23 protein-coding genes are annotated in these 26755 nt (G+C 67.3%); 17 read left to right on the forward strand and 6 right to left on the reverse strand.

Going from position 1 to position 26755, the window contains the following annotated elements:
• Positions 1 to 71 precede the first annotated feature (71 nt).
• Entirely contained in the window at positions 72 to 2123 is a 2052-nt protein-coding gene (locus O5O43_RS13400; protein ID WP_271084393.1) for an oligopeptide transporter, OPT family, read from the forward strand.
• Between the two features lie 38 nt (positions 2124 to 2161).
• Positions 2162 to 2698, forward strand: a complete 537-nt coding sequence (locus O5O43_RS13405; RefSeq protein WP_271084394.1) for a biotin transporter BioY — start codon at positions 2162 to 2164, stop codon at positions 2696 to 2698.
• On the opposite strand, the gene O5O43_RS13410 is transcribed toward O5O43_RS13405, so the two are convergent.
• Positions 2646 to 3107 (reverse strand): cytochrome c, encoded by a 462-nt coding sequence (locus tag O5O43_RS13410; RefSeq protein ID WP_271084395.1) that lies wholly within the window; start codon positions 3105 to 3107, stop codon positions 2646 to 2648. The genes O5O43_RS13405 and O5O43_RS13410 overlap by 53 nt on opposite strands.
• A 187-nt stretch (positions 3108 to 3294) precedes the next feature.
• On the opposite strand from O5O43_RS13410, the gene typA reads away from it, so the two are divergent.
• Positions 3295 to 5127 (forward strand): translational GTPase TypA, encoded by a 1833-nt coding sequence (gene typA / locus O5O43_RS13415; RefSeq protein WP_271084396.1) that lies wholly within the window; start codon positions 3295 to 3297, stop codon positions 5125 to 5127.
• 282 nt (positions 5128 to 5409) lie between these two features.
• Here the strand turns inward: typA and O5O43_RS13420 are convergent, their stop codons facing one another.
• The gene (locus O5O43_RS13420) at positions 5410 to 6150 is read right to left on the reverse strand and encodes a HesA/MoeB/ThiF family protein (RefSeq protein WP_271084397.1); all 741 of its coding nucleotides are present in this window, start codon (positions 6148 to 6150) and stop codon (positions 5410 to 5412) included.
• A gap of 31 nt (positions 6151 to 6181) precedes the next feature.
• Positions 6182 to 6733, reverse strand: coding sequence for a BLUF domain-containing protein (locus tag O5O43_RS13425; RefSeq protein ID WP_271084398.1), 552 nt, complete (start codon positions 6731 to 6733; stop codon positions 6182 to 6184).
• On the opposite strand from O5O43_RS13425, the gene hslV reads away from it, so the two are divergent.
• The 6 genes from hslV to ahcY all read left to right on the forward strand — a co-directional run bounded on the left by hslV (position 6725) and on the right by ahcY (position 13489).
• Positions 6725 to 7279 carry an ATP-dependent protease subunit HslV gene (gene hslV, locus O5O43_RS13430; protein WP_271084399.1) on the forward strand — a complete coding sequence of 185 codons (555 nt, stop codon included), beginning with the start codon at positions 6725 to 6727 and terminating at the stop codon, positions 7277 to 7279. The genes O5O43_RS13425 and hslV overlap by 9 nt on opposite strands.
• Positions 7280 to 7473: 194 nt before the next feature.
• Positions 7474 to 8337 (forward strand): DUF4440 domain-containing protein, encoded by an 864-nt coding sequence (locus O5O43_RS13435; protein WP_271084400.1) that lies wholly within the window; start codon positions 7474 to 7476, stop codon positions 8335 to 8337.
• 233 nt (positions 8338 to 8570) lie between these two features.
• Complete coding sequence (gene hslU, locus O5O43_RS13440) at positions 8571 to 9875, forward strand: ATP-dependent protease ATPase subunit HslU (protein ID WP_271084401.1); 1305 nt, start codon at positions 8571 to 8573, stop codon at positions 9873 to 9875.
• 75 nt (positions 9876 to 9950) lie between these two features.
• Positions 9951 to 11108, forward strand: coding sequence for a 23S rRNA (adenine(2503)-C(2))-methyltransferase RlmN (gene rlmN / locus O5O43_RS13445; RefSeq protein ID WP_271084402.1), 1158 nt, complete (start codon positions 9951 to 9953; stop codon positions 11106 to 11108).
• A 209-nt stretch (positions 11109 to 11317) separates the two neighbouring features.
• Entirely contained in the window at positions 11318 to 12007 is a 690-nt protein-coding gene (locus O5O43_RS13450; RefSeq protein ID WP_271084403.1) for a hypothetical protein, read from the forward strand.
• A gap of 90 nt (positions 12008 to 12097) precedes the next feature.
• Positions 12098 to 13489 carry an adenosylhomocysteinase gene (ahcY, locus tag O5O43_RS13455; RefSeq protein WP_271084404.1) on the forward strand — a complete coding sequence of 464 codons (1392 nt, stop codon included), beginning with the start codon at positions 12098 to 12100 and terminating at the stop codon, positions 13487 to 13489.
• Between the two features lie 102 nt (positions 13490 to 13591).
• On the opposite strand, the gene O5O43_RS13460 is transcribed toward ahcY, so the two are convergent.
• On the reverse strand, positions 13592 to 14716 hold the full coding sequence (locus O5O43_RS13460; RefSeq protein ID WP_271084405.1) for a hypothetical protein: 1125 nt from the start codon (positions 14714 to 14716) through the stop codon (positions 13592 to 13594).
• Positions 14717 to 14835: 119 nt separating this feature from the next.
• Between O5O43_RS13460 and O5O43_RS13465 the strand changes: the two genes are divergently transcribed.
• The 4 genes from O5O43_RS13465 to O5O43_RS13480 all read left to right on the forward strand — a co-directional run bounded on the left by O5O43_RS13465 (position 14836) and on the right by O5O43_RS13480 (position 18201).
• Positions 14836 to 15039 carry a twin transmembrane helix small protein gene (locus O5O43_RS13465; protein WP_271084406.1) on the forward strand — a complete coding sequence of 68 codons (204 nt, stop codon included), beginning with the start codon at positions 14836 to 14838 and terminating at the stop codon, positions 15037 to 15039.
• Positions 15040 to 15043: 4 nt separating this feature from the next.
• The gene (locus O5O43_RS13470) at positions 15044 to 15616 is read left to right on the forward strand and encodes a cob(I)yrinic acid a,c-diamide adenosyltransferase (protein WP_271084407.1); all 573 of its coding nucleotides are present in this window, start codon (positions 15044 to 15046) and stop codon (positions 15614 to 15616) included.
• 73 nt (positions 15617 to 15689) lie between these two features.
• On the forward strand, positions 15690 to 17192 hold the full coding sequence (locus O5O43_RS13475) for a CoA-acylating methylmalonate-semialdehyde dehydrogenase (protein WP_271084408.1): 1503 nt from the start codon (positions 15690 to 15692) through the stop codon (positions 17190 to 17192).
• Between the two features lie 100 nt (positions 17193 to 17292).
• The gene (locus O5O43_RS13480) at positions 17293 to 18201 is read left to right on the forward strand and encodes a hypothetical protein (protein WP_271084409.1); all 909 of its coding nucleotides are present in this window, start codon (positions 17293 to 17295) and stop codon (positions 18199 to 18201) included.
• Positions 18202 to 18219: 18 nt separating this feature from the next.
• On the opposite strand, the gene O5O43_RS13485 is transcribed toward O5O43_RS13480, so the two are convergent.
• Positions 18220 to 19386, reverse strand: coding sequence for an aminotransferase class V-fold PLP-dependent enzyme (locus O5O43_RS13485; protein WP_271084410.1), 1167 nt, complete (start codon positions 19384 to 19386; stop codon positions 18220 to 18222).
• Between the two features lie 137 nt (positions 19387 to 19523).
• The gene (secA, locus tag O5O43_RS13490) at positions 19524 to 22379 is read right to left on the reverse strand and encodes a preprotein translocase subunit SecA (RefSeq protein ID WP_271084411.1); all 2856 of its coding nucleotides are present in this window, start codon (positions 22377 to 22379) and stop codon (positions 19524 to 19526) included.
• A 231-nt stretch (positions 22380 to 22610) separates the two neighbouring features.
• Between secA and O5O43_RS13495 the strand changes: the two genes are divergently transcribed.
• From O5O43_RS13495 to O5O43_RS13510, 4 genes are all read left to right on the forward strand, one after another.
• Positions 22611 to 23618 (forward strand): peptidylprolyl isomerase, encoded by a 1008-nt coding sequence (locus O5O43_RS13495; protein ID WP_271084412.1) that lies wholly within the window; start codon positions 22611 to 22613, stop codon positions 23616 to 23618.
• Positions 23615 to 25012, forward strand: a complete 1398-nt coding sequence (argJ, locus tag O5O43_RS13500; protein WP_271084413.1) for a bifunctional glutamate N-acetyltransferase/amino-acid acetyltransferase ArgJ — start codon at positions 23615 to 23617, stop codon at positions 25010 to 25012. The genes O5O43_RS13495 and argJ overlap by 4 nt, the downstream gene beginning before the upstream one ends.
• Before the next feature lie 4 nt (positions 25013 to 25016).
• A complete protein-coding gene (locus tag O5O43_RS13505; protein WP_271084414.1) occupies positions 25017 to 25316 on the forward strand; it encodes a hypothetical protein in 300 nt (99 codons plus the stop codon).
• A 77-nt stretch (positions 25317 to 25393) separates the two neighbouring features.
• On the forward strand, positions 25394 to 26728 hold the full coding sequence (locus tag O5O43_RS13510; RefSeq protein ID WP_271084415.1) for an amidohydrolase family protein: 1335 nt from the start codon (positions 25394 to 25396) through the stop codon (positions 26726 to 26728).
• The last annotated feature ends 27 nt before the right edge of the window (positions 26729 to 26755 follow it).

Below are 26755 nucleotides of genomic sequence, written 5' to 3' on the forward strand. Positions count from 1 at the left end.
TTCTGCGCCGCAGCGTTGCTAGCGACGACGTTTCGGGATTAGGTCTGCGGCTTGTTCGAGGGGACCGCCTGATGACCGATACGCCCGCAGTCGCGCCGAAGAAGCGCGTCGAGCTTACATTCCGCGCCCTGATTCTGGGCTGTCTGCTGGCGGTCGTGTTCACGGCCGCCAACACCTATCTGGGGCTGAAGGTCGGGCTGACCTTCGCCTCGGCCATTCCGGCGGCGGTCATCTCCATGGCCATCCTCAGGGCCTTCAAGACCTCCACCATCTGGGAGAACATGACCGTCCAGACCGTGGCCTCGGTCGGCGGGGCCATGAGCTCGATCATCTTCGTCCTGCCGGGCCTGGTCATGGTCGGCTGGTGGATGGAGTTCCCGTTCTGGGAATCGGTGCTCATCTGCGTGTTCGGCGGCGTCCTGGGCGTGACCTTCTCCATTCCGCTGCGCCGCGCCCTGGTGGTCGAGGCGAACCTGCCCTACCCCGAGGGCGTCGCGGCCGCCGAGGTTCTGACCGTGGGCTCGCGCGGAGCGGAACAGACCGACAGCGCCGTGCGCGAGAACAAGGCGGGGCTCTGGGTCGTCATCGTGGGCTCGCTGGTCTCGGCCGGCTACGCCCTGTTGGTCGCCGGCAAGGTGTTCGCCGGCGAGGCCGCCAAGTTCGTCAAGCTTCCCGCCGGTCTCGGCGGCGGCGCGACAGGCATGGGCTTCGGCATGCAGTTCGCGCTTCTGGGCGCCGGCCACCTGATCGGCCTGACCGTAGGCCTGGCCCAGCTGTTCGGCCTGATCGTGGCCTGGTTCGTCTTCGTGCCCCTGATGACATCGCCCGACGTGGTCGCCTGGCTGGCCTCGCACGGCATTTCGTCCATCGCCTCGACCGTCGCGGCCGGAGCCCCGCCGGAAGAGCTGGCCGTCACCGTCTGGCGCAACGAGGTCCGCTTCATGGGCGCCGGCGTCATCGGCGTCGCCGCCATCTGGACCCTGATCAAACTGGCCGGGCCGCTGATCGGCGGACTGACGTCGGCGCTCGCCGCCAACCGGCGCCGAAACTCGGGCGAGGTTCTGGACCGGACCGAGCAGGACATTCCGATCAACATCGTCGCCGGCCTGTCGGTCGCCTGCCTGATCGGCATCGGCGGCATCCTGGCCTTCTTCGCCCAGGGCAATCCGACGCTGGCGAGCTCGACCCTGCTGCTGGTCGCCGGCGGGCTGGTCTATGTGATCCTGATCGGCTTCGCCGTGGCCGCCATCTGCGGCTACATGGCCGGCCTGATCGGGTCGTCGAACAGCCCCGTGTCGGGCGTCGGCATCCTGGCCATCGTCATCGCCTCGGTCCTGATGCTGGGCGTGCTGGCCGTGGCCGGCCTGCCCGCCGACCCGTCGGTCGTGGCCTTCGCCCTGATCGTGACGGCGGTGGTCTTCGCCGTGGCCGTCATCGCCAACGACAACCTGCAGGACCTCAAGACCGGGCAACTGGTCGAGGCCACCCCCTGGCGCCAGCAGACGGCCCTGATCGTCGGCGTGGGCGCCGGCGCCATCGTCATCCCCTTGATCCTGAACCTGCTGAACAAGGCCTTCGGCTTCGAAGGCGGACCGGCCGGCATCGCGGCCGAGCCGCTGGCCGCGCCTCAGGCCACCCTGATCTCGGCCCTGGCGCGCGGCGTCATCGGCGGCGATCTGCGCTGGGACCTGATCGGCATCGGCGCGGTGATCGGCGTGGTCATCATCCTGCTGGACATGGCCCTGAACGCCTCGACCAGGGGCAAGGTCAAGCTGCCGCCGCTGGCCGTCGGCATCGGCTTCTACCTGCCGGCCGCGGTGACCACGATGCTGGTGATCGGCGCCGTCTGCGGCTGGTTCTACGACCGGGCCATCAAGACGACCCGCTTCGCCGACGTCGGACGCCGCATGGGCGTGCTCTTGGCCTCGGGCCTGATCGTGGGCGAGAGCCTGTTCCTGGTCATGACCGCCGGGATCATCGTCGGCACCGGCGATGACGAGCCCTTCGCCCGCTTCTTCCCGGTCGGAGACAGCTGGCCGGCGATGACGGCGGGAATCGTCGCCTTCGCGGTGCTGGTCGTGGCCCTCTACGCCTGGGTGCGCGGTCGCTCGGCCAAGGTCTGAGTCCGATCCCGACAAGCGAAAGACGGAAGGCGCCCGGGGTGAAAGCCCTGGGCGTCGTGCTGTTCGCTGTCCTGACGGCGGCGGGGGCGCAGGTCAGCCTGCCGATGGTCCCCGTGCCGATGACCCTGCAGAGCCTCGCGGTCGTCCTGGCCGGCGGGGCGCTGGGTCCGCGTCTCGGCGTGGCGGCGATGCTGCTGTATCTGGGCGCCGCCGCTCTCGGCCTGCCCGTGCTGTCCGAAGGGCGGAGCGGGATCGAGGCCCTGACCGGGCCGACCGCCGGCTATCTGGCCGGGTTCGTACTGGCCGCCTGGGCCTGCGGGGCGGCGGGCGAGCGGGGTTGGCTCCTTCGCCCTGTCATGGGGATCGGCGTCCTGAGCGCGGCCCATCTGCTCATCCTGCTGCCCGGCGCGGCGTGGCTGGCGCACGGTATCGGCTGGACAGACGCGCTTGAGGGTGGAGTTGCGCCCTTTCTGATCGGGGCGGCGGTCAAGGCCTCGGCGGCCTGGCTGATCCTGAGGGGACTCAGGACCGATAGGCGTCGTGACAGGCCTGGCAGGACGCCCGCACCACGTTGAACTGCTCCAGGGCGGCGGCGTTGTCGCCCGCTGCGATCAGCTCCTGCAGCCGGGCGGCGGCGGCGGCATAGTCGTCGGCCTTGGACTTGAACCCGGTCCAGTCGGTCCAGATCTCGGCCTTGGCGCGCGTCGCGGGGACGGCGTCGGGTCCCGTCCCGGCAGGGAACAGGTTGGTCATCGACGACGACCAGCGCTTCAGGGCGTTGGAGCTGAAGCCCATCGACTGGGCCGGAGCGTCTGAATCCAGGCTCGCCTTGATCGAACCCACGGTCACGCCCGACATCATGAAGGCCGCCTGGCGCGCGGCGACAATCTCGGCGCCGACCTCAGGCGAGACCGGGTCCTGGGCCCCCGCCGCACCGCCCGCACACATCAGGGCCACGGCCCCCACCACGATGAAACGCTTCATTCGGCCGCTCCCAAAGATCAGATCCGAACGCTGCTCTACGACCGGAGCCCTGTCAAACGCTCGCCATCTTAGCGGCCTATGGCGTTTCCGGCGCGAGGCCTGTATGAGGCGCGCGCTTCCCCATGACGCCATTCCCAGAGCGGCCCCCGAAACCCTGTCGGCCGCCTTTTCGCATTGAACGATCGATATGAACCTTCGCAACGTCGCCATCATCGCCCACGTTGACCACGGCAAGACGACCCTGGTCGACCAACTCCTGGCCCAGTCGGGCGTGTTCCGAGCCAACGAGGCGACGACCGAGCGCGCCATGGACTCCAACGATCAGGAGAAAGAGCGCGGCATCACCATCCTGGCCAAGTGCACCTCCGTGCTCTGGAACGGCAAAGCCGGCGAGACCCGCATCAACATCATCGACACCCCGGGCCACGCCGACTTCGGCGGCGAGGTCGAGCGAATCCTGGGCATGGTGGACGGCTGCGTCATCCTGGTGGACGCCGAAGAGGGCGTCATGCCCCAGACCAAGTTCGTGCTGACCAAGGCTCTGAAGATGGGCCTGCGTCCGATCCTGTGCATCAACAAGGTCGACCGCGCCCACGCCGACCCGGACCGCGTGCACAACGAGACCTTCGACCTGTTCGCCGCCATCGGCGCGACCGACGAGCAGCTGGACTTCCCGCATATCTACGCATCGGGCCGCAACGGCTGGGCGACGCTGGACCTGGACGTCCCGAACGACAACCTGGCCCCCCTGTTCGACCTGATCGTCGACCACGTGCCGCCGCCGGCCGTTCAGGCGAACAAGGACAAGCCGTTCCGCATGCTGAGCGTGCTGATCGAGAGCGATCCGTTCCTGGGCCGCATCCTGACCGGCCGCATCGAGAGCGGAAAGGCCGTTCCGGGCATGGCGATCCACGCCTTGGACCGCGAGGGCAAGGAAATCGAGCGCGGCCGGATCACCAAGGTCCTGGCCTTCCGCGGCCTGAAGCGCCAGCCGCTGGACGAGGGGTCGGAAGCGGGAGACATCGTCGCCATCGCCGGCATGTCCAAGGCGACCGTGGCCGACACCCTGTGCGCCATGGAAGTCACCGAGGCGCTGCCCGCCCAGCCGATCGACCCGCCGACCATCTCGATGACTGTCTCGGTCAACGACAGCCCGCTGGCCGGTCGCGAAGGCGACAAGGTCCAATCGCGCGTCATCCGCGACCGCCTGCTGAAGGAGGCCGAGGCCAACGTCGCCATCCGCGTCACCACGACCGAAGGCGGCGACGCCTACGAGGTCGCCGGACGGGGCGAACTGCAGCTGGGCGTTCTGATCGAGAACATGCGTCGAGAGGGCTTCGAAGTCTCGATCTCGCGTCCGCGCGTGGTGTTCCAGACCGGCGAGAACGGCGAGAAGATGGAGCCGATCGAGGACGTCATGATCGACGTCGACGACGAGTTCTCGGGCATCGTCATCGAGAAGCTGTCGGCCCGGAAGGCCGAGATGACCGACATGGGCCCGTCGGGCGCCGGCAAGACCCGCATCCAGCTGAAATGCCCGTCGCGGTCGCTGATCGGCTACCAGGGCGAGTTCCTGACCGATACGCGCGGCTCGGGCGTGCTGAACCGCGTGTTCAGCCACTACGAACCCTACAAGGGCGACATCCCCGGCCGTCTGAAGGGCGTGCTGATCTCCAACTCGGACGGCGAGACGGCGGCGTTCGCCCTGTGGAACCTGGAAGACCGCGGCGTCATGTTCGTCGGCTCCGGCGAGAAGACCTACGAGGGCATGATCATCGGCGAGAACGCCCGCTGGGACGACCTCGATGTCAACCCGATCAAGGGCAAGCAGCTGACCAACGTCCGCGCCTCCGGCAAGGACGAGGCCGTCCGCCTGACGCCGCCGCGGCAGATGTCGCTGGAACAGGCCATCGCCTACATCGCCGACGACGAACTGGTGGAAGTGACGCCGAAGTCGATCCGCCTGCGCAAGCAGATCCTGAACCCGTCGTTCCGCAAGAAGCGCACGCGTCCGGACTGAGGCGCGACCGCGCCTTCGGATTTGGAGACTAGAAAGGGGTGCACGATCGGATCGTGCGCCCCTATTCTTTTCGTCCGTTCGCCCTGACGAAAGGACCATGACGAACCGGACGAAACGGACAGATGCGCTGGCGGTCGCCCTCACCGCGAACCGTGACCGGGAAGCATAGGGCGCCGGCGAACCAAGGCGCGAAAATCAACGCCTCACTTACGCCTGCCTGACGAGAGCGGGATCAGACTGTCGAACAGAAAATATGTTCGACGTGATTTGCTCTCTTGTCCGTCAGTGGCGGCCGCACACGGGGCAGGCCGGATCGGCCGTGACGGCGACGACCCGGCTGGTCGCGTCGAGGCCGTTGTAAAGCATCAGTCGCCCGGTCAGGGGTTCGCCCGCCCCGGCGATCAGCTTGATCGCCTCCAGCGCCGCCATGGAGCCGATCACCCCCGCCAGAGCACCGACCACGCCGACGCGCGCGCAGGTCTCGGCGTCGGGCGGGACATCGGGGACGAGGCATTGGTAGCAGGGTCGCCCGGCGAAGACCCCGACCTGGCCGGTCCAACGACCGAGGGCGCCTGAGACCAGCGGGACGCCCGCCGAGACGCAGGCGGCGTTGACGATGTGGCGGGTCTGGAAGTCGTCCGTGCCGTCCAGCACGACATCGGCGCCGGCGATGACCGAGGCGGCGTTGTCCGTCGTCAGGAGGGGGTTCAGCGCCTCGACCTGCACATGAGGATTGATCGCCTTCAGGCGGTCGAACGCGGCCTCGACCTTCGGTCGATGGACGTCGGCGGAAGCGAACAGTATCTGGCGCTGAAGGTTGGACAGGGAGACGACGTCGCCATCGATGATCCTGAGCGTCCCGATCCCCGCCGCGGCCAGATAGAGGGCTGCAGGAGACCCGACCCCGCCCGCACCCACGATGACGGCGGTCGCGGCCTTCAGCCTCTGCTGGCCCGGGCCCCCGACCTCGGAAAGGACCAGGTGGCGGGCGTAGCGTTCAACCTCGTCTGGGGAAAAGCTCATCCGCCCCAGATAGGGGCGGTCAAGCCCTGCGTCACGCTGCGTATTTGAGCTCGACGATGCGCTCGGCGTGGTTGGCGGTGACCTCGGCCAGATCGGCCAGGTGAACAGCGGCCAACATGCCGCGCGGGTCATCGCAGAGCAGCATGGGCTCCGAGAACGACCGCTGGTCGATCGGCTTGTCGACCAGAACCCTGATGTTTCTCAGGCGACGATCTTCCGACAGGCGACGCAGCAGACGATCAAGATCCGCGCGACGCCCCTCCAGGCCGTGCAGACACCAGCCATCCAGGAACATCACCGCGCTAGTGATGTCGTCACGGCGATTGTTGCGCTCGGACACACCCAGAATCTGCGCGATCGAAAGGGTCGAAACGCCGGTCGAGCCAACAGTCTCTGCGGCGATGATGACGCGGTATAGCAAAGTTTTGTCTCGATTTTCGAAGAGCAAGGGTCCAACCTTGTCCATGTAACGGGTTACATGGGTGGGAATATGGCTACGCTCGGACGCTGTTTTTGCAAAGCTTTCGAGACACCGGCGCTTGCCTCGCCGCATTTCGGTCGCCATCTGCGCGGGATGACCCAAACCCAGAGCTCATTCCCCGACTGGCACGGCACCACCATTCTGGCGGTGCGCAAGGATGGCCGCACCGTGATCGCCGGCGACGGCCAGGTCTCCATGGGGCCGACCATCGTCAAGGGCGCGGCGCGCAAGGTGCGGACGCTGGCGGGGGGCAAGGTGCTGGCCGGCTTCGCGGGAGCGACGGCCGACGCCTTCACCCTGATCGAGCGGCTGGAGGCCAAGCTGGAGCAGTATCCGGACCAGCTGGCGCGCGCCTGCGTCGACCTGGCCAAGGACTGGCGGACGGACCGCTATCTGCGGCGGCTGGAGGCCATGCTGCTGGTGGCCGACAAGGACGCCATCTTCACCGTCACGGGCGTCGGGGACGTGCTGGAGCCGGAATATGGGGTCGCGGCCGTGGGATCGGGCGGCAACTATGCGCTGGCCGCCGCCCGCGCCCTGATCGACAACACGGAGCTGGATGCGGAGACCGTCGCACGACGGGCCATGGCCATCGCGGCGGACATATGCGTCTACACCAACGGCAATCTGACGGTGGAGCGGCTCTAGCCGACAGCGCGCGACGTCCTGGCTCAGCGAGCCGCCGCGCGGCGAACGCCAGCCCACGAAGAGAAAACGCGGCGCTTTGCGCCGAGCGGCCCAAAAATGTCCAGTCAGGAACCGTCAGGCGAGAGGCACGGACCTTTTCCAGATTTAACGGGACTTCGCCGTCGATCCCGGCATGACTGGGGTCTGGAGTTCCCATGCCTCGCCTGCTGATCCTCGCCGCCCTGTTTCTGACCTTCGCCCGTCCGGCGTCGGCTCAGCCCGCCGACGCCTCGCAGGTGGTGGCGGCGGAGCGCGCCTTCGCGGCGGACGGTCTGACCATGGGCGTCGATCGATCGTTCCTGAAGTGGTCGACCGAGGACGCGGTGATGATCGCGGGCGGGGCCCCGAGGCTGGCGCACGACATTCTCGACCCGCACGCCGGCTTCGATCCGGCCGCGCCGTCGCTGGTCTGGTGGCCGAACTGGGCCGGGATCGCCAAGTCGGGCGACCTGGGCTTCACCACCGGCGGGGTCGAAGTGGGAGGCCGGCGCACGGGCCACTATTTCACGATCTGGGAGCGGCAGCCGGACGGCGGCTGGAAATGGGTCTATGACGGCGGGGTCGGGGCGACGGCGGCGAACGTGCCCGGGCCCGAGACCGAGCCGGCCCTGTTGCCGACCTCCATCCTCGACTCGCGCAGCTCCGACGCCGCCATGTCCGAGGTGCGGACGGTGGAGGCGGTGCTGGCCGCCGGCGCCCTGAGAGATCAGAAGCAGGCGCATCTGGCGCTGCTGGCGCCCGACGGCCGAGTCTATGTCGCCCCCCTCCCGCCCGCTATCGGGCGCGACGCCTTCGCCGCCGCGCTGGACGCCTGGCCGCACCGGCTGGAACTGAGCGCGCCGTTCGGCGGCGGATCGTCGGCGGCCGGCGACATGGTCTGGACCTACGGCCGCGCCCTGTGGACCGGCGACGACGCCCAGCGCGCCGGCCACTATGTCCACCTGTGGCAGAAGCGGTCGATGGGCTGGGTGCTGGTCTTCGCCCAGATCATCGACGACCCGACGCCCACGGGCGGTTGATGCTGGGAACCCTCGAAGGTTCATCACGACGAGCACAGCACGGCCACAGAGGACACGACGAGATCACTCCTGGCCCCCGCAGGCATGGACTGCGATCGGTAGAGTCCGCGGACGGCTGTCGCCGTCAACTTTTCTGACCCGTCGTGTTCGCCGTGAAGCGCCGTGATCGCGGTGATGAACCAGACTTCCGTGGCGCACTCCCAAAACCCGCACGGACGCCCTATCTCGTCCGCATGACCGACCTGTCTCCCCGTGAAATCGTTTCCGAACTCGACCGCTTCATCGTGGGCCAGCACGACGCCAAGCGCGCCGTCGCCGTGGCCCTGAGGAACCGCTGGCGTAGGAAGCGCGTGCCCGACGACCTGCGCGACGAGGTCACGCCCAAGAACATCCTGATGATCGGCCCGACCGGCGTTGGCAAGACCGAGATCGCCCGGCGTCTGGCCAAGCTGTCCGGTTCGCCCTTCCTGAAGGTCGAGGCGACCAAATTCACCGAGGTCGGCTACGTCGGCCGCGACGTCGATCAGATCATGCGCGATCTGGTCGAGGCGGCGCTGGTCATGGTCCGCGATACCCGTCGCGCCGGCGTCCGCGCCAAGGCCGAGGCGGCGGCGGAGGAACGCATCCTCGACGCACTCGTCGGGCCGGGCTCTCAGCCGGCGACCCGCGAAGCGTTTCGCAAAAAGCTTCGCGCCGGCGAGATGGACGACAAGGAGATCGAGATCCAGTTGGCCGACACCGCCTCGCCGATCCAGGGGCTCGACATGGGCGGGGCGGGCGGCAACGTCGGGCTGCTGAACCTGTCGGACATGCTGGGCAAGCTGGGCGGAGGGCGCACCAAGTCGGTCAAGACGACCGTCAAGGACGCGCTGACCCCGCTGCTGGCTGAGGAGAGCGACAAGCTGCTGGATCAGGACAGCCTGACCCGCGAGGCACTGACGCTGGCGGAGAACGAGGGCATCGTCTTCATCGACGAGATCGACAAGGTCGCCGGGCGTCAGGATCGCGGCGGCGCCGACGTGTCGCGCGAAGGGGTGCAGCGCGACCTCCTGCCCCTGATCGAGGGCACGACGGTCTCGACCAAATACGGGCCGGTGAAGTCGGACCATGTCCTGTTCATCGCCTCGGGCGCCTTTCATGTGTCGAAGCCCTCCGATCTGCTGCCCGAGCTTCAGGGTCGCCTGCCGATCCGGGTCGAGCTGAAGGCCCTGACCCGCGACGACTTCGTGCGCATCCTGACCGAGCCCGAGGCCAATCTGATCCGTCAGAACCAGGCATTGCTGGCGACGGAGGATGTGGCCCTGACCTTCACCCCGGACGCGGTCGAGGCCCTGGCGGACGCGGCGGTGGCGGCGAATGGTCAGGTGGAGAACATCGGGGCGCGGCGTCTGGTGACCGTGATCGAACGGGTGCTGGAGGAGACGTCATTCAAGGCCTCGGACCTCTCGGGCCAGACCTTGACCTTCGACGGCGATGCGGTGCGCGAAAAGGTCGGCGACCTGGCGAAGAACGCGGACCTCAGCCGGTACATTCTCTGACCGATTGGCGTCGGCCTTAAATCCATCCCGATCCGTGCTATAAGGCGCGCTCCCCTTCACTCAGGATCACCGCCCGTGAGCGTTACGCTCGACCTGTCGCGCACCTCTGCCCCGGCCCCCAAGGCACCCGTCAACCTCTCCGGTCTGACGCGCGCGGGCCTGCGTCAGGCGCTGATCGACGCAGACATCTGCCCGCCCGAGAAGGCGAAGATGCGCGCCTCCCAGGTGTGGAGCTGGATGCACCACTACGGCGTGACCGACTTCGCAGCGATGAGCAATATTGGCCGGGCGACGCAGGAGGCGATGGCCGCCGCCTTCACCCTCGCCCGCCCCGAGATCGTCGAGCGCCAGGTGTCGAAGGACGGCACCCGCAAATGGCTGATCCGCACCGCGCCGGGAATCGAGATCGAGGCCGTCTACATCCCCGACGTGGGGCGGGCCGGGGCGCTGTGCGTGTCGTCTCAGGTGGGCTGCACGCTCAACTGCACCTTCTGCCACACGGGTACGCAAAAGCTGGTCCGCAACCTGACCGCCGCCGAGATCGTGGCCCAGGTCCAGGTCGCCCGCGACGACCTGGAGGAATGGCCGTCGCCCAAGGAAGACCGCCGCCTGTCGAACATCGTCTTCATGGGCATGGGCGAGCCGCTCTACAATCTTGATGCCGTGTCCGACGCCATCGACATCATCTCGGACAACGAAGGCATCGCCCTGTCGCGCCGCCGGATCACCGTCTCGACCAGTGGCGTCGTGCCCCAGCTCCAGGCGCTTGGCGAACGTACTCAAGCCATGCTGGCGATCAGCCTGCATGCCACCAACGACCCGCTGCGCGACGTGCTGGTGCCGCTGAACAAGAAGTACAATCTCGAAGCCCTGATGGACGGCATCCGCGCCTATCCAGGCATCTCCAACGCGCGCCGGGTGACGTTCGAATATGTGATGCTGAAGGGCGTCAACGACAGCCCCGACGAGGCCCGCGCGCTTCTGAAGCTGATCGAGGGCATCCCGGCCAAGGTCAACCTGATCCCATTCAACCCCTGGCCCGGCACGGACTATCAGTGCTCGGACTGGAAGACGATCGAGCGGTTCGCCGCCATCCTGAACAAGGCCGGCTATGCCTCGCCCATCCGCACCCCGCGCGGCCGGGACATCCTGGCGGCGTGCGGCCAGTTGAAGTCCGAGAGCGAGAAGGTCCGGGCGAGCGCGCTCAGGAAGGCCGAGCAAGCGGCGGCTTAAATCCGCAAAGACGGCAGATTTCGAGGGCCGACTGGACGGCTATCTTCGACGGCCGTGAACCGCCAACCGCGCCAATTGCTTCGGTAAATACCGCCGACATCGCCAACTCATCCCATCGGCCGATATCGGGATGCGGTTCGTCCCGCCATCCACGCGCGCCGAGGACCACGGTGTGGACTCGCCCCGGAAAGACGGTTCATCTTCGAACCATGACCGCGCCGATGACATTTCCGACCTTCATCCAGGCGGTCGCGACCGAGGCCCGACGGATTCCCCGCAATGGGCTGCTTTGCATGGCCGCAGGGTCGGCGGCGTCCATCGGGTGCGAGCTGGTTCTCTGGTCCCACAGGCCCGGCCTGCAGACGACGGACTTCGGTCTGTACGGCGGCCTGGCTCTGGTTTGGGTCGGCCTGTCCTATCTCGTGCCGATGCTCATGCTGGGGCGACGGGCGTCGGCCGGCGGCTTTTTCAAGTTCGTCGCGACCTCTCTCGCCCTGCTTCTGCCCATGCTGGCTGCGATCGCCCTGCTGGTAATGGCGCTCAAGATGGGGTCGGCGTTCGGGCTGCTGGGCTTGGTCCTGCTGCTCTCTGCGGTCGTCCTCCTGCCCATGCTCGCGGGGTGGCCGCTGCTACAGGCGAACAGCGCCGGTTTCGTCAGCCCCTATTGGGCCTTCAAGGCGACCCGAGGCATGCGCTGGTCGCTGGTTGGCCTCTCGTTCGCCGTCGGCGGGATGGGAAAAACCCTTCCCGGAGCCGGAACGGCCGATGATCTCTGGGCGGCCCTGGCGCTGGCGGCCCTCGGCGCGGCCGTCAGTTTTCTCGTAGCGATGATCGGTTTCGGGATGGCGGTCGTCGCCTACAAGCAAATGGCTGCCGCCTTCCCCGATCCGATCATATAAGGACATCCTTATATGATTGTTGCCCTGCGTCCGTTCGCAGGCTATAGGCGCGCGCAATCCCTCGACCCCGAGCGCGCCCAAGGAGCCTCCATGACCGACTATATCGTCCGCGACATCTCGCTCGCCCCCTTCGGCAACAAGGAAATCGCCATCGCCGAAACGGAAATGCCGGGCCTGATGGCGCTGCGCGACGAGTTCGGCCCGCAACAGATCCTCAAGGGCGCCCGCATCGCCGGCTCGCTGCACATGACGATCCAGACGGCCGTGCTGATCCAGACGCTGGAAGCTCTGGGCGCCGACGTCCGTTGGGCCTCGTGCAACATCTTCTCGACCCAGGACCACGCCGCGGCCGCCATCGCCGCCAACGGCACGCCCGTCTTCGCCACCAAGGGCGAGACGCTGGAAGAATACTGGGACTACGCCCACAAGATCTTCGAATGGTCGGACGGCGGTTACCCCAACCTGATCCTCGACGACGGCGGCGACGCGACCCTGTTGTGCGTGCTTGGCCCGAAGGCTGAAAAAGACCTGTCGCTGATCTCGAACCCGCAGAATGAAGAAGAGGAAGCCCTCTTCAAGGTCATGAAGCGCTACATCGCCGAGAAGCCCGGCTTCTACTCGGCCATCCGCGACGCCATCGGCGGCGTGTCGGAAGAAACCACCACGGGCGTCCACCGCCTGTACGAAATGGCCAAGAAGGGCGACCTGCCGTTCCCCGCCATCAACGTCAACGACAGCGTCACCAAGTCCAAGTTCGACAACCTGTACGGCTGCCGTGAATCGCTGGTCGACGCGATCCGTCGCGGCACCGACGTCATGCTGTCGGGCAAGGTCGCCGTGGTCTGCGGCTACGGCGACGTGGGGAAGGGCTCGGCCGCCTCGCTGCGCCAGGGCGGCGCCCGCGTGAAGGTCACCGAAGTCGATCCGATCTGCGCTTTGCAGGCCGCGATGGAAGGCTATGAGGTCGTCACCGTCGAGGACGTCGCCGGCGAGGCCGACATCTTCGTCACCGCCACGGGCAACTTGGACGTCCTGACCGTCGAGCACATGCGCGCGATGAAGAACAACGCCATCGTCTGCAACATCGGCCACTTCGATTCCGAGATTCAGGTCGCCGGCCTGAAGAACTTCAAGTGGGACGAGATCAAGCCGCAGGTCCACCACGTCGAGTTCCCGGACGGCAAGAAGATCATCCTGCTGTCGGAAGGCCGTCTGGTGAACCTGGGCAACGCCACGGGCCACCCCTCGTTCGTGATGTCGGCGTCCTTCACCAACCAGACGCTGGCCCAGATCGAACTGTGGACCAACATCAAGGCCTACGAGAACCAGGTCTACACCCTGCCCAAGCACCTCGATGAGAAGGTCGCCATGCTTCACCTGGCCAAGCTGGGCGCCAAGCTGACCGTGCTCAACAAGGAACAGGCCGATTACATCGGCGTCCCGACCGCCGGCCCGTTCAAGCCGGATCATTACCGGTACTAGGAGGCGCTCACGCTCGGGTCGCGGAGCCTCGCTGCTTGAGCGCCGGGTGTTTGAAATGAGTGAGCGGCGCGCCGGTCTCCGGTGCGCCGCTTTTCGTTTGCGTCAGGCCGCCAGCGCCAGGACGTCCGGGCGTTCGCGGCCCGACAAACTGGTCTCGAAGTCGGCGAGCAGGTCGAGCAATTCCTCCGCGCCCGGCGCGGACTTGTCGCCGCCCATGCGGTAACGCCAGAAGCTGACGATGTGCTGGATGGCGCCCAGCCGCTCGCCCAGACGGGCGAACAGGATCGGGGCGTCGCGCAGGAAGTCGCGGAAGGCGGTCGGCCGTCCCTCGCGCGTCAGCCCACGGAAGGCGTCGTCATAGACCCGCAGCATGTCGGCCGTGGCCTCGCAGGTCAGGACGATGCGACGACGCACCTGTTCCTTGGCCCGGTCGATGGCGACGTGCTGGTCGGCGTCGACCCGCCCCCAGGGCTTGACCCGGCGGACGCTGTCCACGACCCAGCCGATGTCGCCCGTGATCGCCTGAAGCGCCCATTTGTAATAGAGGAAGCCCTTCCAGCAGAAGATTCCTTCCTCGTACTCGTCGGGGCGCAGCATCAGGGTCTGCCCCAGCGCGCTCATGTCGTCACCGGCCGTGTTGGACATGATCTTGGCCGTCAGACGCGCGACCGGATTTTCCGCCGCGAGGTCGATGTCCGGTCCAATGGACAGATCGACCAGGGGTGTGATCTCGTCGGCCACGAACTCCCCCATCCGCATCAGGTCGGCCTCGGAGACGTTGAAATAGCAGCCATCGGGCTGGTGGCCGTTGCGGCGCAGCTGTTCGCGCAACAGGAAGGGGTCCAGGCTCGGCAGCTCGTCGATCAGCGACAGGGTGCGCCGGTCCGGGTGATGCGGCCCGATGCCCAGCGACTGTTCCAGCATCTGGTCGAAGCCGACCTGATCGATGAAGACATAGCGGCCGCCGACACGCAGGTCCGCGCCGTCGATCGGCAGAACGATCTTGGTCGCCACGTAGCGGCGCACGCGGAACTCGTCGACCTCGTTGCGCCGCAGCCGGTGCTTGATGATCAACGAGCTATTCAGGGTCGGATTCTCGAACAGCGGCGCGTCTCGCCAGCCGTCCGTACGCCCGTGCTCGTGGGCCACCCGCAGCAGGTTGAGCACCCGCGCGGTCGACGCGGAGGTCCTCAGATTGTCCAGATTGCGGATCGCGCGGTCGGTCATTCGAACTCCTGCCGCCGGTGTCATCGCACGGCAAAGGTTAGGATCGCGCGCAGCGGCACGGTTACCAGGTGGTTGAGGGTTGGCTGGCGCGGGGCTGCGACGACGCCTAGATTGACGCCATGAACGTCTTCGACATCCTCGTCCTGATCGCCATCGGCGCGGTCGCCGTCACCCTCGGCTTCGGCATCTATTCGCTGTATCGCGGCGGCGACTATGCCCGTTCCAACTCCAACAAGCTGATGCGGCTCCGGGTCGTGCTGCAGGCGACGGCGATCGTGTTGCTGATGGCCGGCCTGTGGTGGAAATCCACGCACGGAGCCTGAGCCCGTGGTCGTCCTCAACAAGATCTACACCCGCACCGGCGACGGCGGCGACACGGGGCTGGCGTCGGGGGCGCGCGTTTCCAAGACCGATCCGCGCGTGGAGGCCTACGGGACCGTCGACGAGCTGAACGCCGTCATCGGCGTCGCCCGCTTGCACGCGGGCCAGAACGATCGCATCGACGCCATGCTGAGCCGGATCCAGAACGAACTGTTCGACCTGGGTGCCGACCTGGCGACACCGCTCGATCCGCCGCCGAAATGGGAGGCGTTGCGCATCGTCCAGTCGCAGATCGACCGGCTGGAGGCCGAAATCGACTGGATGAACGAGAGCCTGAAGGCGCTGGACAGCTTCATCCTGCCCGGTGGTTCGCCGCTGTCGGCGCACCTGCATCTGGCGCGGACGGTGGCGCGCCGGGCCGAGAGGGACGCGATCCGGCTGATGGAGACGGGGACGCCGGTGACGGTCGAGGCGATCCGCTATCTGAACCGCCTGTCCGACCATCTGTTCGTCGCCGCCCGCCGGGCAAACGCCAACGGAGCCTCGGACGTGAAGTGGGTTCCGGGGGCGACGCGCTGACACTGGCGCGGGCCGCTGCGCGCGGCTAAACCGCCGCGCACAAGAACAGTCTGATTTCCGAGGAAACGCCGCCATGCGCGACATCAACCACTTCATCGACGGCGCGTCCTTCACGGGGACCTCGGGCCGGTTCGCCGACGTGTTCAACCCGAACACCGGCGAGGTCCAGGCGCGCGTCCAACTGGCCTCGGTCGAGGAGATGGATCGCGCGGTCCAGTCGGCCCAGAACGCCTTCGAGGGCTGGTCCTCGACCAACCCGCAGCGCCGCGCCCGCGTGATGTTCGAGTTCAAACGCCTGGTCGAGGCGAACATGAACGAGCTGGCCGAGTTGCTGTCGTCGGAACACGGCAAGGTCATCGCCGACTCGAAAGGCGACATCCAGCGCGGTCTGGAGGTCATCGAGTTCGCCTGCGGCATCCCGCACGCGCTGAAGGGCGAGTATACCTGGGGCGCCGGCCCCGGCATCGACGTCTATTCGATGCGCCAGCCGCTGGGCGTGGTCGCAGGGATAACCCCGTTCAACTTCCCCGCCATGATCCCGATGTGGATGTTCGGCGTGGCCGTCGCCGTCGGCAACACCTTCATCCTCAAGCCGTCGGAGCGGGACCCGTCGGTTCCGGTGCGTCTGGCCGAGCTGATGATGGAGGCGGGGGCGCCCGCCGGCGTGCTGAACGTCGTCCACGGCGACAAGGCGGCGGTCGACGCCATCCTGACCCATCCGCTGATCCATGCGGTCAGCTTCGTCGGCTCGTCCGACATCGCCCACTATGTCTACCAGACGGGCGCGGCCAACCATAAGCGGGTCCAGGCCATGGGCGGGGCCAAGAACCACGGCATCGTCCTGCCCGACGCCGACATGGATCAGGTCATCAAGGATCTGGCGGGCGCGGCCTACGGCTCGGCAGGGGAGCGCTGCATGGCCCTGCCCGTCGTGGTGCCGGTCGGAAAGAAGACCGCCGACGAACTGCGCGAACGGATGGTGGCCGAGATCGACACCCTGCGCGTCGGCGTCTCCACCGACGCGGGCGCCCACTACGGCCCCGTCGTCACGGCCCAGCACAAGGCCCGCGTCGAGGGCTGGATCGATCAGGGCGTCAAGGACGGCGCCGAACTGGTCGTCGACGGTCGCGGCTTCACCCTGCAGGGCCACGAGAAGGGCTATTTCGTCGGCCCGTCGCTGTTCGACCACGTCACGCCGGACATGGAGAGCTACAAGGAAGAGATCTTCGGCCCCGTGCTGCAGATCGTCCGCGCCGCCTCGTTCGAAGAGGCCCTGTCTCTGCCGTCGAAGCACCAGTACGGCAACGGCGTCGCCATCTTCACCCAGAACGGCCGCGCGGCCCGCGACTTCGCCGCCCGCGTCAACGTCGGCATGGTCGGCATCAATGTGCCGATCCCGGTGCCGGTCGCCTATCACACCTTCGGCGGCTGGAAGCGCTCGGCCTTCGGCGACACCAATCAGCACGGCATGGAGGGCGTGAAGTTCTGGACCAAGGTCAAGACGGTCACTGCACGCTGGCCGGACAGCGATTTGGAGCACGCCGACAGCTCCTTCGTCATCCCGACCATGGGGTGAGGCCCGGCCGGTCGGGTTCGCCCAACCGGTGTTCGAGGCGACGCATTTCGGTGTTAAGCGTTACACTGGCCGATATGCTGAAGCTGGAGCGCCTCCCCGCATGCGTCGCTTTCTGATCTGGTCCGCCCTGGCGGTCGTCATCGGCCTGGCCCTGGCCGGGACCGGCTACTGGGCCTACTGGAATTTCTACGCCCGGTTCCAGCCGGTCACGATCTCGCGGAATCAGGCCGAGATCCAGCGTCTGCTGGACGAGGCGTCGTGGGTGTCAGGCGGCGGCGGCGGCGAGCCGCTCTACGTCATCGGTTATCGCGACAGCGCCTCGACCCAGCGCTATGAGCGCGAGGAGGCCGAGAAGCTGCGCGCCGGGGGTGTGGAACTCCGGTCCATCGTCTTCGCCCGCGCCGACCGCGAAGGTCAGGTCCAGTCGACCCCGGCCGAGCGGGCCACAGTCGCCGAGCTGTGGCTGAGCCGCGACTGGAGCCTCTATCAGCGCTGGACCGCGACGCCGTCGAGGAACTGGACGGCGGCCGGCATTCCCGCCGCCGACGGCAACCTGGCCCGGTCGGCCGTAGTCGAAGCGAGCCGTCAATTCACGACACGGCTGAACGACCTGCTGCGCGATGCGGGCGCGCCGATCGGCTATCCGCTGGTGATATGGCGCGACCGGGACGGGTTCATGAAGGTCTGCGCCTGCGCCGACAGCCGGTCCTGGGCCTTCATCCGCGACGACTTCTCGGCCCCGGATACAGTGGCCCCGTCCAGTGTCGGAGAGGCCGGTCCGGCCATTCCGCCCACGGCCCCGATCCCCGGCGACGGCACGCCCGAAAGCCTGCCCTATCCGAACCTGGGCCCGATCCCGCCCGCCGGACAGGCCGTGCCGCCGGCGCAGCCCGGAACGATGCCGGCGCCGTCCGGCGCGACCCAGCCGCGTCCGACCACGCCGCGCACGCCGAGCCGACCGACTGCGCCGCCCCAGCCCACGCAGCAGGAAGACACGACCTTCTTCTGAAACCGTCAGGCCGCTCGGTCAGAACAGCCGCTTGCAGACGGCGATCAGCCGTTCGACGTCCTCATCGGACTGATAGAGGCCGAAGCCGAAGCGCAGGGTGTCGTCGCGCACGTCGGTGACAATCTGCGCGTCCAGGAGCCGCGCCTTCCAGTGCTGGGCGTCGGCGTGTCGCAGAGCGAGGAAGCGGGCATGCGGACCCTCGGCGTCGCCGATCGGGTTCAGCACCTCGGCGGCGTTCAAGGCGCCGCAATCCCCGGCCGCCAAGGCCTGTTCGAACCGGGTCCTCAGTCGATCCGCATGAGCCGAGACGTCGGCCGTCGTCAGCCCCTCTTCATCCAGCATCCGGCGCACGGCGTTGAAGCGGTAGAGGCCGGATGAATCGAACGTCGCGCCCCAGAACCGGCCGCCGTCCTCGCGATACTGAACCCCGTCCGGCGGGCCCGTCAGATTGCCGAACTCGGCGAACCAGCCGGTGACGACCGGACGCTCGCAGAAGCCCGGCGGGGCGTGGAGGAAGCAGGCGCCCTCGCCCGTCATCGCGTATTTGTAGCCGCCCGCCATATAGAAGATCCGGTCCGCCACGCCCGACAGGTCGGTCGGGGTGGCCATAAAGCCGTGATAGCCGTCGACGACCACCCACGGCCCCTCCGGCTTGGCCAGCGCCGCCAGATCGTCGATGCAGTCGATCGCCTGGCCTGTCTTGAAGAAGACCTGGCTGACCAGAACGAGGTCATGGCCGCCCGCCTTCCCGGCCGCCGTGAAACGGGCGTCGAAGGTCTCGAACGGCTCCAGCGGCACACGGGTGACGACGATCTCGCCGCTTTCTTCCCAGCGGTCGGCCTGACGGCGGAAGGAGTGGAACTCGCCGTCCGTGGTCAGGATGCGGACGGGCTTGGTCTCCCAGCCCGAGACGAGGCGGATCAGGAAGTCGTGGGTGTTGGGCGCGAAGACGACCGTGTCCGGGTCCGGCAGGCCCAGTTCCCTGGCGACATGCTTCTGCGCCTCGGGGATGACCTCGCCGAAGACCAGATCCCATTTCCGGTCGGCGAAATGGTTCGCCTCGACCCAGGCCCGCACCTGGCCGTCGAACGAGGCGTCTGGCCACAGATGATGGCTGTGCGCCGCGAAATGCAGCCGCTCGGGATCGAGTTCGAGCGCGCGGGAGAAAAGGGGTTTGAAACTCATCGCCTCTCTTCCCCCATCACCCCGCCCCGCTCAAGCGGTCACAGACGCGCTCATGCAGAGAGGCGCCGCGCGCCGAGCGTTCGCGCGCCACGAAAGAGCGCAAGCAGTGAGCGACCGCGTCGCGAGCGGTAGCGCTCTTAAACCAGCGCCCCGTGGCAGTGCTTGAACTTGCGGCCCGAGTTGCAGGGGCAGTCGGCGTTGCGGGGCGTGCGCTCCCATCCTGCCGGCAGCAGGTCGACGGGCAGGCGCGAACGGTCGTCGCCGGTCACCTGGCCCTCGGGGTTCTGCGACATCGGATCGGCCATCTCGTTGACGCCGGTGCCGGGGTTCAGGTGGATTTCCTGGAACTCGGGCATGTCCATCGGCGGCGGCGCCTCGAAGCGGAACTCCACCGTCATCAGCCAGCGCGTCACATTGTGGCGCAGCTCGTGCAGCAGGGTTTCGAACAGGGAGAAGGCCTCGGTCTTGTACTCGTTCAGCGGATCGCGCTGGCCGTAGCCGCGCAGACCGATGACGCCGCGCAGATGGTCGAGGTGCACCAAGTGCTCGCGCCACTGCATGTCGATCATCTGCATCAGGAACTGCTTTTCCAGTCCCCGGGTCTGGGTCTCGCCAAGCTGCTCCAGACGGTCGGCGGCGCGGGCGTCGGCGGCGGCCTGGATCCGCTCCTCGACCTCCTCGTTCGACACGCCCTCCTCGGCGGCCCAGTCATGCAGCGGCAGGTCGAGACCGAGGGTGGATTTCACCTTCTCGTCCAGGCCGTCGATGTCCCACTGTTCGGCATAGGCCTTGGGCGGCATGAAGCGGTCGACCAGGTCGGTGACCACGTCGCGCCGGAACTCGCCGACCAGTTCGGACAGGTCGTCGGAATCCATGAACTCCTGGCGCTGTTCGAAGACCGCCTTGCGCTGGTCGTTCACGACGTCGTCGTACTTCAGCAGGTTCTTGCGGATGTCGTAGTTGCGGGTCTCGACGCGCTTCTGGGCGGTCTCGACGGCGCGGTTCAGCCACGGGTGCGAGATGGCCTCGCCCTCCGCCACGCCGAAGCTACGCATGATGGCGTCCAGACGATCGCCGGCGAAGATGCGCAGCAGATCGTCCTCGCAGGACAGATAGAATTTCGACGTGCCGGGGTCGCCTTGGCGGCCCGTCCGGCCGCGCAACTGGTTGTCGATGCGGCGGCTTTCGTGACGCTCGGTGCCCAGGACGAAGAGACCGCCGGCGGCCAGAGCGATGGCCTTCTTTTCGGCGATGTCAGCCTTGAACTCGGCTTCCTTGGCGGCTTCGTCCTCGGGCGTGACAGCGACGGCCATGTTGCGCTGCTCCAGGCGCCACTTGTCCATCCGCATCTCGAGGTTGCCGCCCAGCTGGATGTCGGTGCCGCGGCCGGCCATGTTGGTGGCGATGGTCACCGCGCCGGGCAGGCCGGCGTCGGCCACGATGAAGGCCTCCTGCTCGTGCTGGCGGGCGTTCAGGACGTTGTGCGGGATGCCCTTGAACTTGGTCTCGTACTTGATGTCGTAGGCGGCGTCGCCGAGCTTCTGGGCTTCCTTGTCCTTGCCCTCGAACTCCTTCTTGAGGGTCCGCGAGACCTCGACCTTGTGCTCGTAGTTGTTCAGCAGGTCCGACAGCTGCTCGGACTTCTCGATGGAGACGGTGCCGACCAGGATCGGCTGTCCGCGCTCGCGGCAGTCGGCGATCTGCTTGGCGATGGCCAGGTTCTTCTCGGCGTAGGTCCGGTAGACCTCGTCGTCATAATCGATGCGCTGGACCGGGCGGTTGGTCGGCACTTCCAGGACGTCCATCTTGTAGATGTCGAGGAATTCCTGGGCCTCGGTCGCGGCCGTGCCGGTCATGCCGGACAGCTTCTCGTAGAGGCGGAAATAATTCTGGATCGTCACCGAGGCCAGGGTCTGGTTCTCAGGCTGGATCTTGACGTTCTCCTTGGCCTCGATGGCCTGGTGGAGACCCTCGGACAGGCGACGGCCGGTCATCATGCGGCCGGTGAATTCGTCGATCAGCACGACCTCGTCGGCCTTGATGATGTAGTCCTTGTCCTTGGTGTAGAGGGTGTTGGCGCGCAGCGCCTGGTTCACGTGGTGGACCAGGGAGATATTGGCGGCGTCGTACAGACCCGTGGTGTCCTCGGCGAAGTAGCCGCCGGCTTCCAGCAACTGCTCGACCTTCTCGGAGCCTTCCTCGGTCAGCAGCGCCTGGCGCTGCTTCTCGTCGAGGTCGAAGGTCGAGGTGTCCTTGATCAGCTCCTTGATGATGCCGTCGACGATCTTGTAGAGCTCGGACCGGTCCTCGGTCGGGCCCGAGATGATCAGGGGCGTGCGCGCCTCGTCGATCAGGATGGAGTCGACCTCGTCGACGATGGCGAAATGGTGCGGGCGCTGAACCATCTCGCGCCGGTCGTAGACCAGATTGTCGCGCAGATAGTCGAAGCCGAACTCGTTGTTGGTGCCGTAGGTGATGTCGGCGGCGTAGGAGGCCTGACGCTGGCCCGAGGACAGGCCGTTGACGATCACGCCGACTTCAAGACCCAGGAAGCGATAGACGCGCCCCATCCACTCGGCGTCGCGGCGGGCCAGGTAGTCGTTCACGGTGATGACGTGGACGCCCTTTCCCGACAGGGCGTTGAGGTAAACCGGCGCCACGGCGACCAGGGTCTTGCCTTCACCCGTCCGCATCTCGGCGATGCCGCCATCGTGCAGGATCATGCCGCCGGTCAGCTGGACGTCATACTGGCGCTGGCCAAGGACACGCTTGGAGGCTTCGCGCGCGACGGCGAAGGCCTCGTTCATGATCTTGTCGAGCGTTTCGCCCGCCTCAAGACGATCCTTGAAGGTCTGGGTCGTCATCCGCAGTTCGTCGTCGGACAGGGCGGCGTACTGGGGCTCCAGGGCGTTGATCTTTTGAACCCGGCCCATGAAGTCCTTGACCTTGCGGTCATTGGAGGAGCCGAAGAGTTTCTTGGCGAAGCCGAGCATGGGCGATCCGGTAGCGATCGAGCGGTCTAGAGCTCTGGGGTCTGCCCTCGAGGGGCGGCGGTGAACGCCGCGAGAGAGGCTGCCGGACGAGGCGGCGAAACACGCCGCGCAACGAAGCGAAAACCCCTCGACTTGGGCGCAGGCGGGACTTAAGCACCGACCATACCCCTGTCAACGCGAGGGGCTTTGCAGCCCGGCGTTTGGACCCCTTCAAGCGGGACGGAGCGTCCGATGCGACATTCACGCAACCTTTTGGCGCGCAACCCCCTGCTCCCCCTCGGCGTCGCCCTTGTGCTGACATTGGCGGCGTGCGGACGCGGCGGCGGCTCGGACACCGCCCCGGAGCCGGGCGACCGGGCCGTGGCCAAGGTGCAGGACCAGACCATCTGGGCCTCCGACGTCAAACGTGAAGCCGTGGCGCAGGGGCTGGTGGGTGAGGGCGAGCCTCTGGACGTCACCTCTGACCTGTTCCGGCGGGTGCTCGACGAGGTCATCGACCAGAAGCTGCTGGCCCGCGAAGCCGAGCGGCGGGGTCTGGACAACTCTGCCCTGGCCCAGCGGCGGCTTGAGGCGACCCGCGAGCGGATTCTGGGCGACATGCTGGTGGAGAACGTCGTCAACGGGGCGATCTCGGATCAGGCCGTCCAGACCCTGTATCAGGAGCAGCTTCGCCTCGCGCGGACGTCGGAGGAGATCCGCGTCCGTCTGATCCTGTCGCGGACGAAGCCCGAGGCGGACGCTGTGATCGGCATTCTGGCGCAAGGCGCCAGCTTCGAGGCCGTGGCCCAGGAACGGTCGATCGACGAGGCGACCCGCTTCTCGGGCGGCGACCTCGGCTATTCGACGGCGGACGTCATGCCTCAGGCCTATGCCAATGCGCTGCGGGACGCTCCGGCCGGTTCTACCGTGGGTCCGTTCCAGACCGAGGGCGGCTGGGCCGTGCTGCGGGTCGAGGATCGCCGCCGCGAGAGCCCGCCGACCCTGGATCAGGCCCGGCCCCAGATCGTCCGCTACCTGACCTACGAAGGCGTGCGTCAGCTGCTGGAGGAGCTGCGCGGCAAGGCCAAGGTCGACGTGCTTCTGGCTCCCGAGGGCAATGCGCCGCAGGAGCCGGCCTCCGCCCGTCCCGCCCCCAGTCCGACCCCGACGGCGCCGACCACCACGGCTCCGGCCCCGGCCGCGCCCGCGGTCGCGACACCGGCCCCCGCCTCCACGCCTGCGAAAGCCGCCGCCCAGTGAGCAACGACAAGAAATCCGGCTCGGCCGGCAAGGCGATCGAACACGCGATCGAAAAGGCCTTCGACCCGCTGACCAGCGCCATCAAGCGTGCGACCCAGCCTCAGCCCCCGGCTCCGACGCCCGCCGCACCCGGCAAGCCGGGTCTCGAGGTCTCGCCCCTGGCCGTGCCCTTCCCGACCATTCCGCCCATCGGCGGGGTCGAGATCACCACCGCCCGCGCGGGCTTCTACAAGCACGAGCGCGACGACCTGACGGTCTTCCGATTCGCGCGCGGCACGACCTGCGCCGGGGTCTTCACGCGCCACAAGGTCGGGTCGGCGCCGGTGGATTGGTGCCGGCGTCATCTGGACGCGCCGGGCGGCGGGCTCGACGTTCGGGCCCTGGTGGTCAACGCCGGTTGCGCCAACGCCTTCACCGGCAAGGCGGGCGCCGACGCCGCGCGACGGACGGCCTCCGAAGTCGCCAAACGGTTCGGCTGCCGCCAGCGCGACGTCATGCTGGCCTCCACCGGGGTGATCGGCGTCCTGCTCGACGACAAGAAGATCGCGGCCAAGCTGCACGAAGTCGAGACGAAGCTCGATTCCGAGGTCCCGCCGACCGAGCAATGGGCCGCCGCCGGGCGCGGCATCATGACGACGGACACCTTCCCCAAGGGCTCCTACGCCGAGACCACGATCGACGGGTTCAAAGTCCGGATCGCCGGGATCGCCAAGGGCTCGGGCATGATCGCGCCGGACATGGCGACCATGCTGGGCTTCATCGTCACCGACGCCAACATCCACCCGACGGTGCTGCGCGCCATTCTGGGCCTGCATGTTCGCACGACCTTCAACTCGGTCACGGTGGACGGCGACACCTCGACCAATGACACCTGCCTGCTCTTCGCCACGGGAGCATCCGGCGCGCCGCGCATCGGCAGGGTCGGCGACCGTCGCCTGAAGGAGTTCTCGGCCGCGCTCGACAAGGTGATGCTGGATCTGGCCCACCAGCTGGTCCGCGACGGGGAGGGCGCGTCGAAATTCGTGCGCATCACCGTGGACGGCGCCTCCAGCCCGGCCTCGGCCCGCAAGCTCGCCAAGTCGATCGCCGACAGCCCCCTGGTCAAGACCGCCATCGCCGGCGAGGACGCCAACTGGGGCCGGATCGTCATGGCCGTCGGCAAGACCGAGGAGCCGGTCGACCGCGACCACCTGGCCATCAAGTTCGGCCCCCACGTCGCCGCCGTCGAGGGCGCCATCTCGCCCCACTACGACGAGGCGAAGATGAGCGCCTATATGAAGAAGTCCGAGATCGAGATCACCGTCGACGTCGGCTCGGGCCGGGCCTCCGCGACGGTCTGGACCTGCGATCTGACCAAGGGCTACATCGAGATCAACGGGGATTACCGGAGCTAGAGCGGTGATCGAGTCCTCACTAAGGAACGCCTATCCCGAGCTGTTCTCCTTCATAGACAGAGGGGAATGCGGAATCGGCTATTCACCGAAGGTCCGCGAATTTCATCTCAAGGTGCGACGGGGCAGCGCGGCGGTTCAGTTGCTTTCCTTCTGCCCATTCACCGGGCGCAAGTTGCCTTCATCACTGAGGACTCCGTTTTTCGACGAGCTCGACAGGATCGGGCTGAACGACGGTCTGACGGACGTCGATCGCGCCCCAATGCAGTTCCAGTCGGAGCGTTGGTGGCTTGATCGAGGCCTGTGACCTTCGGGCTGCCGCGAGCCCATTCCCCTACGCCCACGCCCGTGCCTAAACTCCCTCCAAAATCGGGGAGTGAGCTTATGAAGGCTGTGATCGCGGGGGCCGTCTTCGCCCTGCTGACCGGGACCGTCGCCAGCGCCCAGGACGGGACCACGGCGCCCGCCGCCGGCGCCGTCACTCTGGTCCAGGCGGGCCATCTGCTGGATCGCCCGGGACAAGCCCCACGCGGCGCCTCCACCGTCGTCATCCGCGACGGCAAGGTCGAAGCGGTGCGAGACGGGTTCGTCGGACCTGACGCCTTCCCCGGCGCGTCCATCGTCGATCTGCGCGACCGTTTCGTCCTGCCCGGCCTGATCGACAGCCATGTGCATCTGACCTCCGACCGCGCCGGGCAGGCGGGGCTGCTGGCCGATTTCACCGACAGCCTGCCGGCCCGCGCCTATGAGGCGGCCGGCAATGCCCGCGACACCCTGATGGCAGGCTTCACCACCGTGCGAAATCTGGGCGACGAGGGCGGGGTGACCCTGGCGCTGCGCGACGCCACCGCCCGTCACGAGATCGCCGGGCCTCGCATCATCGACGCGGGACGGTCCATCTCGACGACCTCGGGCCATATGGACGCGCGCCTGAGCCTCGCCGACGACATTCGCGAACTGATGGGCGATCAGGAGAACGTCTGTAACGGGCTCGAGAGCTGCCGCGAGGCCGTGCGCATCCAGGTCGGACGCGGCGCCGACGTCATCAAGATCGCCACGACCGGAGGGGTGAACAGCCGTATCGGCGCGGGTCTGGGCGCCCAGATGTTCGAGGACGAGGCCCGCGCCCTGATCGAGACGGCGCACCTGTACGGCAAGAAGGTCGCCGTTCACGCCCACGGCGCCGACGGCATCGACCTGGCGCTGCGTCTAGGCGCGGACTCGATCGAGCACGGCACCATCTTCGACGACGACACCATCCGCCTGTTCCGCGAGTCGGGCGCCTATTACGTTCCGACGCTGTCGACGGTGAATGGCTATCGCACGCGTCTAGCGGCGGATCCCCACGCCTATCCGCCCGAGGTCCTGCCCAAGATCCTGTGGCGGATCGAGATCACCGGCCGGTCGCTGCAGGCCGCGGTCCCGGCGGGGGTGAAGATCGCCTTCGGCACCGACGCGGGCGTCTCCCTGCACGGCCGCAACGCCGACGAGTTCGAGCTGATGGTCCAGTACGGCATGACCCCCATGGCCGCCATCCAGGCCGCCACCGTCAACGCCGCCGACCTGCTGGGCCTGTCGGCCGAAGTCGGCTCGCTCGAGCCCGGCAAGCGCGCCGATCTGATCGCGGTCGAGGGCGATCCGCTGACGGACGTGACGGTGCTCAAGGCGGTGGAGTTCGTAATGCGTGACGGGCGGATTTATCGGAACGATGAAAGCTGAGGCGGTCCTTGCGTCCGCCAGCGGACT

The organism is Brevundimonas sp. NIBR11 (assembly GCF_027912535.1).
In the GTDB taxonomy this organism is placed as follows: Bacteria; Pseudomonadota; Alphaproteobacteria; order Caulobacterales; family Caulobacteraceae; genus Brevundimonas.

What these genes read in the sequence shown, in the direction of transcription:
- O5O43_RS13480 (WP_271084409.1), top strand. Translation starts at nt 17,293, where the DNA reads ATGCGTCGCTTTCTGATCTGGTCCGCCCTGGCGGTCGTCATCGGCCTG.
- hslV (WP_271084399.1), top strand. Translation starts at nt 6,725, where the DNA reads ATGACCCAAACCCAGAGCTCATTCCCCGACTGGCACGGCACCACCATT.
- O5O43_RS13410 (WP_271084395.1), bottom strand. Translation starts at nt 3,107, where the DNA reads ATGAAGCGTTTCATCGTGGTGGGGGCCGTGGCCCTGATGTGTGCGGGC.
- O5O43_RS13475 (WP_271084408.1), top strand. Translation starts at nt 15,690, where the DNA reads ATGCGCGACATCAACCACTTCATCGACGGCGCGTCCTTCACGGGGACC.
- O5O43_RS13485 (WP_271084410.1), bottom strand. Translation starts at nt 19,386, where the DNA reads ATGAGTTTCAAACCCCTTTTCTCCCGCGCGCTCGAACTCGATCCCGAG.
- O5O43_RS13400 (WP_271084393.1), top strand. Translation starts at nt 72, where the DNA reads ATGACCGATACGCCCGCAGTCGCGCCGAAGAAGCGCGTCGAGCTTACA.
- O5O43_RS13420 (WP_271084397.1), bottom strand. Translation starts at nt 6,150, where the DNA reads ATGAGCTTTTCCCCAGACGAGGTTGAACGCTACGCCCGCCACCTGGTC.
- O5O43_RS13450 (WP_271084403.1), top strand. Translation starts at nt 11,318, where the DNA reads ATGACCGCGCCGATGACATTTCCGACCTTCATCCAGGCGGTCGCGACC.
- secA (WP_271084411.1), bottom strand. Translation starts at nt 22,379, where the DNA reads ATGCTCGGCTTCGCCAAGAAACTCTTCGGCTCCTCCAATGACCGCAAG.
- typA (WP_271084396.1), top strand. Translation starts at nt 3,295, where the DNA reads ATGAACCTTCGCAACGTCGCCATCATCGCCCACGTTGACCACGGCAAG.
- O5O43_RS13435 (WP_271084400.1), top strand. Translation starts at nt 7,474, where the DNA reads ATGCCTCGCCTGCTGATCCTCGCCGCCCTGTTTCTGACCTTCGCCCGT.
- O5O43_RS13510 (WP_271084415.1), top strand. Translation starts at nt 25,394, where the DNA reads ATGAAGGCTGTGATCGCGGGGGCCGTCTTCGCCCTGCTGACCGGGACC.
- ahcY (WP_271084404.1), top strand. Translation starts at nt 12,098, where the DNA reads ATGACCGACTATATCGTCCGCGACATCTCGCTCGCCCCCTTCGGCAAC.
- O5O43_RS13465 (WP_271084406.1), top strand. Translation starts at nt 14,836, where the DNA reads ATGAACGTCTTCGACATCCTCGTCCTGATCGCCATCGGCGCGGTCGCC.
- O5O43_RS13460 (WP_271084405.1), bottom strand. Translation starts at nt 14,716, where the DNA reads ATGACCGACCGCGCGATCCGCAATCTGGACAATCTGAGGACCTCCGCG.
- O5O43_RS13495 (WP_271084412.1), top strand. Translation starts at nt 22,611, where the DNA reads ATGCGACATTCACGCAACCTTTTGGCGCGCAACCCCCTGCTCCCCCTC.
- hslU (WP_271084401.1), top strand. Translation starts at nt 8,571, where the DNA reads ATGACCGACCTGTCTCCCCGTGAAATCGTTTCCGAACTCGACCGCTTC.